This is a genomic window from Blautia difficilis (assembly GCF_014297245.1).
Classification (GTDB): domain Bacteria; phylum Bacillota; class Clostridia; order Lachnospirales; family Lachnospiraceae; genus Blautia_A; species Blautia_A difficilis.
On sequence record NZ_JACOQG010000010.1, the window covers coordinates 101741 to 115134 of the forward strand.

At 39.5% G+C, this 13394-nt stretch carries 13 protein-coding genes and 1 pseudogene; 1 reads left to right on the plus strand and 13 read right to left on the minus strand.

Features of this window, described 5'->3' with window-relative positions:
* Window positions 1-41: 41 nt before the first annotated feature.
* The 13 genes and pseudogenes from H8Z82_RS17905 to H8Z82_RS08390 form a co-directional block, all read right to left on the minus strand.
* On the minus strand, window positions 42-218 hold the full coding sequence (locus H8Z82_RS17905; RefSeq protein WP_186994862.1) for a YgiT-type zinc finger protein: 177 nt from the start codon (window positions 216-218) through the stop codon (window positions 42-44).
* Complete coding sequence (locus H8Z82_RS08335; protein WP_186994863.1) at window positions 215-613, minus strand: ATP-dependent nuclease; 399 nt, start codon at window positions 611-613, stop codon at window positions 215-217. Before H8Z82_RS08335 ends, H8Z82_RS17905 begins: the two co-directional genes overlap by 4 nt.
* 67 nt (window positions 614-680) lie before the next feature.
* On the minus strand, window positions 681-1298 hold the full coding sequence (locus H8Z82_RS08340) for an ATP-binding protein (RefSeq protein WP_243176423.1): 618 nt from the start codon (window positions 1296-1298) through the stop codon (window positions 681-683).
* A gap of 362 nt (window positions 1299-1660) precedes the next feature.
* Window positions 1661-3097, minus strand: a complete 1437-nt coding sequence (locus tag H8Z82_RS08345) for an ATP-binding cassette domain-containing protein (protein WP_173744405.1) — start codon at window positions 3095-3097, stop codon at window positions 1661-1663.
* A complete protein-coding gene (locus H8Z82_RS08350; RefSeq protein ID WP_173744404.1) occupies window positions 3094-4143 on the minus strand; it encodes a sensor histidine kinase in 1050 nt (349 codons plus the stop codon). Before H8Z82_RS08350 ends, H8Z82_RS08345 begins: the two co-directional genes overlap by 4 nt.
* Window positions 4144-4247: 104 nt before the next feature.
* Window positions 4248-5855 carry a response regulator transcription factor gene (locus H8Z82_RS17725; protein ID WP_173744403.1) on the minus strand — a complete coding sequence of 536 codons (1608 nt, stop codon included), beginning with the start codon at window positions 5853-5855 and terminating at the stop codon, window positions 4248-4250.
* Window positions 5856-6101: 246 nt separating this feature from the next.
* Window positions 6102-7034: an ABC transporter substrate-binding protein gene (locus H8Z82_RS08360; protein ID WP_173744402.1), complete on the minus strand. Its 933-nt coding sequence runs from the start codon at window positions 7032-7034 to the stop codon at window positions 6102-6104.
* A 178-nt stretch (window positions 7035-7212) separates the two neighbouring features.
* Window positions 7213-8229, minus strand: coding sequence for an ABC transporter permease (locus tag H8Z82_RS08365; RefSeq protein ID WP_173744401.1), 1017 nt, complete (start codon window positions 8227-8229; stop codon window positions 7213-7215).
* Window positions 8230-8244: 15 nt separating this feature from the next.
* A complete protein-coding gene (locus tag H8Z82_RS08370; protein WP_186994864.1) occupies window positions 8245-9753 on the minus strand; it encodes a sugar ABC transporter ATP-binding protein in 1509 nt (502 codons plus the stop codon).
* Window positions 9754-10361: 608 nt separating this feature from the next.
* Window positions 10362-10769, minus strand: a pseudogene (locus H8Z82_RS08375) (glycerate kinase); the annotation flags it as partial.
* 15 nt (window positions 10770-10784) lie between these two features.
* On the minus strand, window positions 10785-11588 hold the full coding sequence (locus tag H8Z82_RS08380; protein ID WP_186994865.1) for a class I SAM-dependent methyltransferase: 804 nt from the start codon (window positions 11586-11588) through the stop codon (window positions 10785-10787).
* A gap of 112 nt (window positions 11589-11700) precedes the next feature.
* On the minus strand, window positions 11701-12144 hold the full coding sequence (locus tag H8Z82_RS08385) for a GNAT family N-acetyltransferase (RefSeq protein WP_020993163.1): 444 nt from the start codon (window positions 12142-12144) through the stop codon (window positions 11701-11703).
* A 32-nt stretch (window positions 12145-12176) separates the two neighbouring features.
* Window positions 12177-12779 carry a Type 1 glutamine amidotransferase-like domain-containing protein gene (locus H8Z82_RS08390; RefSeq protein ID WP_118037485.1) on the minus strand — a complete coding sequence of 201 codons (603 nt, stop codon included), beginning with the start codon at window positions 12777-12779 and terminating at the stop codon, window positions 12177-12179.
* Between the two features lie 277 nt (window positions 12780-13056).
* On the opposite strand from H8Z82_RS08390, the gene H8Z82_RS08395 reads away from it, so the two are divergent.
* Window positions 13057-13394, plus strand: a 338-nt coding sequence (locus H8Z82_RS08395) for a phage integrase N-terminal SAM-like domain-containing protein (RefSeq protein WP_186994866.1), incomplete at its 3' end; no start/stop codon positions are given.

Here is a 13394-nt window from a genome sequence, read left to right on the forward strand (position 1 = left end):
CCGGGTATTGCATGGAGTCTGACTTCGGTGTGTTCACAGGATCAACAATTATGTTCGGAGATTATGCAGCAGAAGTAGCGTAATCCATAATCTTCTCCACATTGCTCGCATTTCATACATGGTACGTTTTCAATAATAACATAGCAGTTTTTCAACTGCGCAAAATATGCGGTCGAGGATGGTTTCATGCTACCATTTTTACAAGTTAGGCATCTCATTTTAAAATCTCCTTTCTTGTTCTGTAATCAGATTCCCACTTTTCAGGATCAGGAAAATACGCAGTAATAGTTCGACTGCCAGTTCCTTCATCACTCATCACTACGTGAATAGAGAGGCATTCCAAAAAAGCCCCTCGTTCATCTTCATTCAATCCCTCAAATTTACATGTAATTTTAATTTCTAATGTTGCATCTTCTTTGTAAAAATCTTCCTGCTCCACTCTATACCAGTTCATATCTGTAGTTCCAAGAACTAGTTTTATTGCATCCATGATTGCTGATTTTCCAGAATCATTTTCTCCAACAAGAACATTTAAACCTTTTTTGAAAGTAATACTATGCTCATTTCCATCAAAACATCTAAAATTCTTTATTTGCAACAGTGAAAGATACATATTCCTCAACTATCTTTTCTTTTGTTATCCGATTACACCTTATCTTCGTTTTATAGTTTTACAACACTTACAATACTTTCCAGTATCCTGTCTTTTTTGAGCCAACCCGCTCTATATAACCATTTTCTCTTAAAAATGATATATTGTTTTCTACTGCTGTTTCACTCACGCCTAATATGTTATGAAGCTCCACAGTTGTAATGTTTGGATTGTCTCTCATTTCTGCAATAATCTTTTGTCTTCTGGAATTTAAGGGTTTCTTATCCCCAACCTTTTTCCCAACTTTATTCCCAACCTTATTTATTCTCTCAAATGGGATAGTAACAACAATGGAATTCTCCCTAAATGAAAATGCATCTTTTCCATACATTTCCGTAATTTTAGGAACCCCTCGTCCGGATTTCTCACTTATATGCAGTTGAAGAAATATCTCGGATAATTTTTCATTTACAGGGATTGATTCTCCTAAGAAAAATCCCTCCATGGTCTGTGCCGGAGCAAGTGTTCCCCTTGATAGTATCTCTATTCTGTCGGAAAATACCGAAATCATAGGTTCATTTCCTTCCACCCATTTATTGTGCAGGACGGCATTTATGACAGCCTCACGAAATGCCTTGTTATCAAATAACGGAACCTCCTTTCGTTCAACGACCCTGTCTGTCTCATCCGTCTGAATCAGGTTCAATACATCTCCATAACGCAACAACTTATCCAAACTGTATAATAAACAGTCATTTCCAAATTCACGTACAGAGAAAAGATTAGAGCCTTTTGTTTCTCCATCAAAAATAGATACACGAAGCGGAAAATGAGAATTATCCGACAGAAGCTGCGCTAATATATTAAACTCGCCTTCTTCTGTTTTTAGCCCCAGATTCTTAATAAACGTCTTTTGATTTAGAACAATACCTTTGGAACCGTAATATCCAAAGAGTTTTTGAAATGTAAGTTCCTGATATTTTGCCGGTACTTTTTCTATCGTTTCGGTTCTTCCATCCAGTATTTTGAAACCCTCATATATCCAGGCAGCAACACAATGGACCTTTACTATTCCCTATATAAATGTCTCCATGGAATCTGTCTGGAAATTGTAGCAAATTCTTCTTTTTTTATCTCACGCACACATCCGTTCGTCTGAATCAGCAAAAACCTGTCTGCCAGAGACAGAGAATCTGAGAGATTCAGTGAAAGGTCTACCACCGTAATTCCTTTTTCCAGAAATTCTTCCAGCAATTTCCAGATAACCATTCGATGGGTAAGATCTGCCCCCTTAAACGGTCTGATGCAGAAAACGATCTGGGGATTCTGAAGCATCACTCTCGAATAAACAAGTTGATATTTCTGCTTTTCACTGAGAGAATCTACCGGCATCTCAAAAACTTCGTCTCCAAGCTTCGGACCATACTCCTTCCGGATATTATGGCGTATCTTATGATTGCGCCAAAGATTTCCCATTCTTCGTGATAACGCCATACATAAATTATCTGTGTAATCTAATTCCGGAAAGATCATGCTCACTGTCGGCGATTCCTGAATAACCGATACTTTTGCATCTCCTGAAAACTTTTCACATAATGCATCTGACATTTCCTGTAAGATTCTGCTTTCATGAATCTGAATTGCCAGATATTCACCTCTGTATATTGGAAAGGAAATTTCTTTTCCAACTGCCTCACTGTAACTTTTCCATTTTAAAATTTCTTCCGGCTTCTTTTCATTTAACTCTCTTTTTTTCAAATGACTTCTGACCATTTTGTCATATTCTCTTGTATAAGAATAAACTTCGCGAACCTCCCTGGACATCATGTCTTTTGACACCACTTTCCAGATTCGTCCATTTGTCAGCATCGCCGCTCTGTCACAGATATTATTTACCTCTTCAAAATGCGGGCAGATATAAAGGAAAGAAAAACCCTTCGCTGCATAATGTCTAATAATTTCGTGGAGCTGTTCCAGTTCCCCGTAACTGATCAACGCTCCTACTTCCTCAAGTACGATCAGATGACTTCCCATCACAACCGCCCTTAATAATTCGATTACTATACGCTGAAAAACCGACAGATTCTCTATTCTCGTATCTGACGGTATCTCAATTCCTATTTCTTTTAAAAAAGGCTGTAATTGTCTGTTTAAAAGTTTTGTACGTATCAACTCCTGTTTAAATCCAGGGCGCATTACAAATACATTGTCTGTAATCGTCATTGTCTCCACAAGAGAACTCTTAGCCTGGATAACCCCAATACGATTGTGCATTCCCGAAGATTTTTTCCAGGAATTAACCAGTTCACCATTATAATAAATATAGCCATCATAAATAGGAATATTCGTCTGCAACAGTTCTAAAAAATCCGACATTCCATACCCGTTAAAAGGCACCATTCCCATAATCTCCCCCTCATAAATCTGAAGGTTAAAATCTTCCAGTCTGGTGACTTCTGCCTCTTTGTATGTGACTCTTTCCATTCTGAAAATTTCTCTTCTCATTTCAGCACACTCCGATTCTTTGCCTCTCTGTCACTCTCAGTCAGCGGAATCGTGATTTCTACATCTGTTCCCCTGTCAGGCACTGAATATACATGAATTCCGTATTCATCGCCAAAAATCAGATGAATGCGGTTATTCACATTCACAAGAGCAATTCCACCTTTCTCTTCTTCTGAAGATCCGAATGAATCGTTTGCACGTCCAAGCTTCCTGTTTAAGGCAGCCAGAGTCTCTTCATCCATGCCTACTCCATCGTCAGATACGCAAATGATCAGTCTTTCCTGTGTGCAGGCAAAACGGATATAGAGATTCCCAGCTCCAAGTTTTAATTCTGTTCCATGAATAATACTGTTTTCCAGAATCGGCTGAAGAGTCAGTTTGGGAATCCTGCAATTCATAATCTTTTCATGCTCTGCCGGATCATATTCTATGTGAAGATTCAGTCTGTCCCCAAAACGATATTTCTGGATACCAAAATAAGTTTCACAATTATCCAGTTCCTCCTCCACTGATACCAGATTCTCTACCTTTGTAATCGTATAACGGAAAAACTTCGCCAGTGCTTCTGTCATATCTGCCACTCCATCAAGCCCTGCAATCAACGCTTCTCCTCTGATACTCTCCAGTGTATTATAAAGGAAATGCGGATTGATCTGATTCTGCAGTGCCAGATATTGCGCCTGTCTCTTATTCAGATCCATCAGTTTTGGAGAGTGAAGAAATTTTTCCGTATATTTTATTTGTTCTGCAGTATAAGGTGTAAGCATTGCTGCCTTTTCTCCATCCGTTTCAGAAATCAGATATCCTTCCAGGAAACGTTCTATAATTTTCTCCGAATTACGATATGGTTTTATGATCCAGAACCATCCTGTCAGAGAATAGGCAAGCTCTGCTACTCCGGAAAATACCGCAAGCCATATCGGACTTTTTCCCCTTATTGCGCCAAAAAACGCAAAAGCAAACATAACTGTCATCATTCCCAGAACGAACAATCCCAGACGCCAGATGCGCTCAGATATATAAAGAATGTTTTTCTTTTTCTCCATATAATTTCCTTTCCCATAACCTCATAGCATTTTCCGAAAAATGCCTGTAGTACCTCAAGAAAATAATGCGATTACTGCGATATTTTCTTGAACTATTATAAATATCATCCATAAAGTTTACGATAAGTAGACGGCTTGACATCTGTGATTTTCTCAAAAGTCTGGGTAAAATGCTTCAGATCATTATATCCCACTTTACGGCAAATCTCTACGATCGGATAATTCGTTTCTCTAAGAAGAAGCTTCGCCTGCTCAATGCGCACATTGATCAGATATCTGGCAAATCCCTCGCCTTGCGTCTTTTTAAATAATACGCTGAAATAATTCGGACTCAGTCCGACTTCTTCACTGACCTCTTCCAAAGTCAGCGGTTCTCCATAGTGATTTTGTATATATTCTTTCGCTTTACGGACCGGACGTACTCTTTCGTTCTCCCTGCTCTCTACAATCTTTTCTATATGTTCTCTCTGAAACATTCTCAGACATTCAAATAACTTATCTATATTCGAGCACTGTTCGCATTGTTTTCTGAATTTTTCAAGCTGTGCAGCTCGTTCCGGCATCTGGATACACGCACCAAAAATATCTGCCGCACAATATACCAGTTCCTGAATCTCACAGCCTCTCGGATTTCTGATACCGCGCACTTTCTCCTGCAGATATTCAACTGCCTGATCTGCAATCTCCAGACTGAGTGTTTCTGCCGCATGTGTGATCTCTCTCAGATATTTATCCAGCATCTTCTCACCCTGCATGGAACTCTCTTCTCCCATATGTTCCAAGAGACGTCCGCTTCCTTTTACAAGTCTCTGATAAATCAGTTTCTGCGCCTCCTCTGCTGAGTGTGGAAGATCCTTGATTTCTCTGGAAGAACTTCCAAGTGACATAGAGAAATCCACCTGTTTAAAAATCGCCCTCTGCACTTCTATCTGATTGAGCGCATTCTTCAGTACACGCCGTATTTCATCCTGATAACGGCTCTCATAATTTACAAATCCCAGGCAGTAAAATCCCCTGATTTCCATCACCAGTTCCAGACATTTATCTTTCAGATTACGCTCCAGGATTTCTTTTGCTTTCTCCATTAGAACATCAACCGAAGAATCCCCAAGTGCATTTTCTTCGCAGTCCATTTTCAGACAAAATGCCTGGATGAGTCCCGGTTTTATATAAATATGATAATTCTCTTCCAGCATTTCTGTCGAAAGTATTTCCTGCAAGTTTGCAAAATTTCCGTCAAATAACTCCAGAATAAATCTGCTTCTCATGTGGCTTTCATTCTTCTGCGCCCGCTGGATCAATTCTTCCTTGTTCTTTTCCGATTCTCTTCTCTGACTGATCTTTTTCTTTAATTTTTCCAGTATCTCTGTCAGTTCTGCCTTATTAATCGGTTTCAGCAGATAATGACCTACGCCAAAGCGGATTGCCTGCTGAGCATACTCAAAATGTGCATAACCGCTGATGACGATAATTTCCAGCTCCGGGCAGGAATTCTTCACTTTCTCAATAAGTTCCAGACCGCTGCACCCAGGCATTCTGATATCTGTAATCAGAATATCCGGGCTGACTTTTCTTACAATCTCACACGCCTCTATGCCATTATGAGCCATTCCGGCTACCTGCATTCCCATTTCATCCCATTTAACTAACGCCTGGATCAGCTGACAGATACGTTCTTCATCATCCACGATCACTACTTTTAGCTTTTCCACTTTTCCCCTCCAATAACGTCGTTTCTTATTCTGTTTCTATGTTCCTGTTTCCTGCATTTTCTGTAACATGTGAACAGGAACTATTCTTCTACTTTCATACCATATTTTTGTGGAAAATGCAAGAAAACCGCCAGATATATACGACGGTTTTCTTGCATTTTGTATTATTGTTTTCCTCATAATGCGAAAACAGCAAATACAGTTATATATTTTGTTACGAGGTGTCACTTATTATATAAGTACTGATTATTCTGCTGCACTGTCTTTTGTCAGAACGGATACACCTGTATCTGTTACTTCACCGCCAAGGTCTTCGCCATTGATAGCCTGTACTGCTGCTTTTACGCCTTCTTTACCCATAACGTCCGGATTCTGTGCCATTGTTGCGTGAAGATATCCGTCATCAATCAGGTTAAGGATCGCATCAGATTTATCAAATCCAACACCTACGATTGCATCATTTCCAGAAGCTTTGATGGCATTTCCCGCACCAGTCGTAGAACCTTCGTTGCATCCGAAGATACCAACAACGCCCTGAGTGATATAGTTTTCTGCGATACTCTGAGATTTTGCTGCATCACCTTCGCCATACTGTGTTTCCATCAGTTCAAAGTCTGTGCCGTCAAATGCGGAGCGGAATCCTTCCTCTCTGTTTACGCAGGAATCTGTGGCAGCATTTACATTAATGATACCGATTTTTCCAGAAGTTACGCCTGCATCTTTAAGAGTTTTGATCATCTCTTCGCCTGCTGTTTTTCCGGCTGCTTTATTATCTGTTGAGAAAGTTGCCGCTGCATCTACGTTTGCAGGTGAGTCAACATAAACAATCTTAACACCGGCATCAGAAGCTTCCTGTAATGCGGAGGAAATTGCATCCGGTCCGTTTGCGGCTACCATGATCGCATCATATCCGCCGGCTACTGCGTTATTTACACACTCGATCTGCTGTGCATCGTCTTTTGTATTCGGGGACATGAAATCTACAGTTACACCAAGTTCTTTCGCTTCTTCCTGCGCACCTTCATTTAAGGAAATCCAGTGCTGATCGATAGAGTCCATTGTAATCAGAGCAATCTTCTCATCTCCTGTTGCTTTCACTTCATCTGCCGCAAATGCTGTTGTTCCCATTGCAAAAACCATAGATGCTGCACATAATACTGCTAATAACCTTCTCTTCATTTTAAAACCCTCCTGAAATAAAATATTTTTTTGGTAACCATTCAGCTGGCTGCTAACTATGAAGCTGCTGAACAGTTCCATTTTTATTAACTATCCGCATTCCCACAGCGGTTTAGTTTCCCTTACATTCTCTTACATTTTAATCTTAATGCAAGATTCTTTTCCCAATTACGGGTGGTTACTTATTTTTACGTTTTCCAAACTGTCCGCTGCGGACTACTACGTCGAGCAGAACGGCTACTACTACAATTACACCAATCACAACTCGCTGGATACCAACCTGTGCACCAATCATATTCAGACCGTTTTCAAGTGTCTGCCATACTGCAGATCCTGCAAGTGTTCCAAGTAAAATACCGGTTCCTCCAAGAGGAGATACACCACCGATAACGCCTGCTGCAACACCATACATTTCATACATGTTTCCGGCTTCCATATTACCCATACCGGCCTGTGCGCAAAGGATAAGACCTACCAGGCAAGAGCAGACTGCACTGATCAGATATGTCTTGATTGTTGTTGCCACAACATTGACACCAGATAATTTTGCCGCGTCTACATTAGAACCAATCGCATAAATGTGACGTCCTGTTCTTGTTTTAGAAAGAACAAAAAAGAAAATGATAAATACGATGATTGCAAGCCAGAATGTGTTATAAACACCAATTGTTTTTCCATAATAGAAGAAGTTCTGGAATTTATCAGCTGTTTCTTTTCCTACCCCTGTTGCAATGGCATCTGTGTTTCTGTTTCCATTTACCATGTATGCAATACCTCTGGCAACAAACATAGTTCCAAGTGTTGCGATAAACGGAGGAAGTTTGAATTTTCCCACCAAATATCCATTGATAATACCGATTACCAGACAGCTTAATAATGCAATCAGTATTGCAAGTATCGGACTCATTCCACCAGTCATTAAGGTAGCTGCGATCATAGCGCTCATACCAACCATAGATCCGATAGACAGGTCAATATTTCCTGTGATCAATACATAACTCTGTGCAATACCTATTAACAGATATTTTGACATGGATCTTAAAAGGTTCAGGATGTTCTGTCCGGAAAATACTGCCGGATTGATAAGTCCAAAGGCGATATAGATGATGACCAGACCTACAAACGCTGTCAGCGCTGCGCCCATTCCTCTGATCGCCAGGATTTTCTTAAGCGGATTTTGCTGTTTACTGTTCATTTACTTTTCCCCCTGTCAGCCTACATTTTTCTTTTTCTCAAAAGCAGTCGCCATTGTAAGAATCTGATTCTGAGTTGCCTCGTTTGCCATCAGCTCACCTGTGATCCTTCCGTCACACATAACAATGATCCTGTCGGCAATTCCCATAACCTCCGGCATCTCTGAAGATACAAACATGACTGCGATTCCCTGCTTCTTCAGGTCATTCATCAGATTATAGATTTCTACCTTTGCACCTACATCGATTCCTCTTGTAGGTTCATCAAAGATTACTACTCTGGAATTTCTTGCAAGCCATTTGCCAACTACTACTTTCTGCTGATTACCACCGGAAAGATTTCCGGAATCAATCTCTACGTTAGGGGTTTTGATTCTTAAGTTTCGTACTGCCTCCTCGCAAAGTTCATCTTCTTTTGGTTTTCTGATCACACCCAACTTATTACAGATAACGTCCAGATTTGGAAGTGCCAGATTCTGTCTGATGCTCAGCTTGGTACAAAGACCATCCTTTTTTCTGTCCTCCGGTGCAAGTACAACACCATTTTTGATTGCGTCCATCGGATTATGGATTTCTATTTTCTGTCCATCCAGATAAATTTCTCCGCTCTCTTTCGGATCTACTCCAAAGATTGCTCTGGTGGTTTCTGTTCTTCCGGCTCCCATCAGTCCGGCAAATCCGACGATCTCGCCTTCATAGAGCGAGAAATTAATATCTCTTACCATTCTTCCTGCATTCAGATTTTTGACCTCAAATACTTTCTTTCCTTTCGTGCAGGTAACCCTCGGGAATTTTTCCTTAATCTCACGTCCCACCATATTAGTAATAATCTGATCCATGGTCATATCTTTGAAATTGCCATCTGTAATGTACTGTCCATCTCTCATAATTGTTACTCTGTCTACGATCTGTGCCAGTTCTTCCAGACGGTGTGATATGTATACGATTCCGCATCCCTGTGCTTTCAGATCACGAATAATTCTGAAAAGATCTTCAATCTCTCTGGCTGTAAGTGCCGAAGTTGGCTCATCCATGATCAGGATTCTCGCATGAATAGATAACGCTTTTGCAATTTCAACCATCTGCTGTTTGGATACAGGCAAATCGCCTACTGTCTGATCCGGATTGATATTGATTTTAAGTTCATTCAGGACTTTTTTTGCTTCCTGACGCATTTTCCGGTTGTCAAGAACTCCTTTTCCTATCATCTCACGTCCCAGAAACATATTCTCAGCTACGGAAAGATGCTTACACATATTCAATTCCTGATGAATAATGGCAACTCCTGCCTCCTGCGCCTGCTTTGGTGTCAAATCATCATATGACTTCCCGAATATCTCCATGGTACCACCATCTCTGGTATAAACGCCACTCAAAATTTTCATAAGTGTGGATTTTCCTGCACCATTCTCACCAAGCAGTGCCATGACTTCTCCTGAATGCAGTTCAAAGTGTACATTATCCAGTGCTTTTACACCTGGAAAAGTCTTGCTTATGTTGTTCATGGAGACAATGACTTCGTTCATATATTTTCCCCCATTCAAAGCTTTTTTGGTGTTTGCTTTTGTTCTTTTTTTCTATGTCATAATCATACGGCATTTTCTTATTGTGCAAAAGAGGGGAAAATTTCTTTTTTAGAGGGGGATTTTTATGCAGTTTTAAGTCAGGCGTTCATAATTAACATATTTACATGTTGCACGAAGCCAAATTGTCTTATATAATAGTTTATATCTTATAATTGAGACAAGTAATTCTTCTGAAATAATCTGTTTTATCAGAAACAAGCGCGTCAAAAACCTGTTAAAGTATTTTCAATCTCTGCAATTTTTATTGCTATCTGAAGGCAGTCAGCTACGGATACGGCGGAACCGGCAACGACTATGATTTCCGCTATTATTATTCAAACTGGGATGTCAGCTATGCAGAGGATATGTTCTATTGAGGACATGGCGACTGCTTCGCTTTCGCATCCGCATTCGCTTACCTTGCAAATGCTGTTGGATTCGAAGCCAAAGTTATTTCCTCCGGCGGACGCCCTTATTATAAAGGAAACAGAGCTTACGTAATTACAATCTAAGTATCAAAAAAAGTTTCGGACAAACCTGTCGCCCAGGTTCTCCGAAACTTTTTTACTTTACTTCCTCCCCCTGTTCATCAGACGAAATACCTGTTCCACAGTATCTGTCATATTAGCTTTTGCATTTTCAGGTTTCATGGCTTCTTCTAATGTTACCACCCCTCTGAGAATCGGGAAGAAGGCATCGATTCCGTTCTGATTACATGCAACTGCTTCTTTTGTAACGCTTCCTGCGAAAGCAATGACAGGAATATCATGTTTTTTTGCAAGACGCGCTACTCCGACAGGGGCTTTTCCCATCGCTGTCTGTCCGTCTAATCTGCCTTCTCCTGTAATTACAATATCTACATTTTCCATATATTTTTCCAGACAGGTTTCTTCTAACACAATCTTAATTCCCGACTCCAGAACCGCATTTGTAAAACTTAAGAATGCAAAACCGAGTCCTCCTGCTGCACCTGTTCCCGCCTACATGCTTTGTTAATCCTTTTCAAATATCAGAATCTTCTGCGTAACCTTTTTTGCAATCGGTAATAACGCCAAAAGTCTATATGCAGATGAAAATAGCTCCATACCACGAAGAATATTATCATCTTTTATTTTGTGATATCCCTCTGTCATATTCCCAAGTTCTTCAAAATGATCTGCCCCGAAAACAAATTTTGAGCCTGTTTGCTGTATGGATTTTTCTATTCCTTCTTTCTTTACCCATGTCTTTGCCAGACATTCCATAAGAATATAGGCATTATCAAAGTTGTCCTTTATTATTTTTAATATCTTACCATTTTCTTCTGCTGTCAGATACATCGATAATCCTTCAATGATAAAAAGCATTTTCCCCCGCACTTTTACTTCTTTTGACCATGCAGGATTAAGTGCAGAAATTCCTATCGTAGAAACACGTCCTGATTCCTCAAAAATCTGATTGCGGATTGCTATCGTTTCTGGCAGATCCAGATTGTACCAGGTAATTTTACCATTATCCATGCGATAAAATCTCGTATCCAGACCACAAGCAATGTTAACCACCGTACAATCAGGATTTTTCTCTATAAAATTCTTTACTAACTCATCAAAAACTACCGTTCTGGCAATTACCCCTTTTCCCATCGTAGAATCCTTGGCTGCTGTAGAAAAATCATAATCAATTTTGTCGACTAATTCTACCGCCTTTGCATCATAGAATTTATTATTTTTACTTTTGGAATATTGGGCTCTGGCATAGAAGCTCTGAAGCATTGTCTCAGCACTACCACTGATAGTGGGTTTTATTCTTTCACTCATACATTTACCTCTTTTGCAACATGGTTACATCAAACTAACTTAATTATAACATATTTTATGCAGATAAACAATTTCAGATTGCTTCTAAACTAAAAACAAAACCTCATTGAAGTTATAAACATCTTTGCAAATATACCATATCTATTAACTGTACACCACACTCATAAATTGGGTGGTCATAATTGTCCGTAAAGAAATTCGGAATATTGTGAGATCGGACAAATCCGCATTTTTCATAAAACGGTACGGTCAACGGGCTGTCACCTGTTCCAACCTGCAAAATAGAATATTCATCTGCATATTTACTTACAAGGAAGTCAATCAATGCTTTCCCATAGCCCTGTCCTTGATTCTGAGGATCAACTGCAATATTTTTAATTTCAAGTATTCCATTATCTTCATCAGTAACGACACATTCAGCTTTTACATTACCATCTTCAAGTACATACATAGTACCTTTTTCAAGATAGTGATCAATCATATTTTCCTGCTCATCAGCTAATAACAATAATGCTATAAATTGCTTTTTATTCTCATTCACTTCTCGGATTTTCATATCTATTACTCCGTCAAACTAGAATTTTCAAATTAGTCTTTGCAAATAACCTTTGAATCTTCACCATCAATTACAATTCCCTGACGGTTGTTAATTGGGCATAGATTCAAATCCGAAAACTCAGTCATTATTTTCTCGGTAACTTTCTTAAATGGTGCTGTAAGATAATGCGGAAGAACATAGAAATCAATCAAATCAAGCCCTGCATCATCTTCTTGTGAGTAGTCCTCTGGCTTTTCATCCATTTGCTCGATATATTGGATGCTTGGAGCGCATATAATTGCGCCTGCCGACTCGCCGATCATCAATTTTCCATTTGCCAATTCCTTTTTCAGCAGTCCATCAGTTCCCGTTTTACGGAGCTGGTCCATAAGAAAGAAAGAATTTCCGCCGGTAAAATATATCACATCTGCTTCTTCAAAAACAGACTGTATCGTTGAATAAGCCTCCGTTGAAATATCAATTTCAGTTACGATCGCTCCCAACTTTTTGAATAATTTTCGAGCCGAGCCGACATAACCGGTGTAGCCTTCACGCAGTGAAGCTGTTGGAATAAATGCGACTTTCTTATTTTCAATTTCTTCCTTTATCAGACTTCCTACACTTGAAAAGTGCGAACATAAAAATAATTTCATCAATATTCTCCTTTATAAATTTCGATTGAACAAAATCGCTGCGCGATGGCCTGCCAAGGCTGTGGCGCAGTTTTATTTTTATTAAAAAAGCAGTAGAATTACTTTTCATAATCCGTTATTGTTAAGTTACCACACGAAACAACTGAACTAAGAAAGCTCCACTGCCTATGATAAGAATAACATTTTCTAGTCTCTTCCGCAATCGGAATTATAACGCTAATGCACCCCCAAATAGGTAAATGTAATTATTAACACTACTTATTCTGGAGGTTTTATTATGTATAAAGATATTTTTGAATCCATCCGCAATGAAGCGGAGAAACGTAACCTGCGTGAAAGAACTATTCAACTGTATTGCTCTGATGTCAGTTACTTCCTTCGTTGGATTGGAAAAAATGTTTCTGATCTTACACTTGAAGATGCGGAAAGTTTTCTTACTGCCAAACGCCTGGAAGGCAGGTCTCCTGAAACTCACAATCACTATCGGTCTGCAATCAAGTTCTTATATAAAAAGGTGCTGAAGATTGTCTGGGATGATGACACTGTTCCGGCTATGAAAAGAGAGCGAAATCTTCCTGCTGTTCTATCCCGCAATGAAATAAATGCAATCATTGA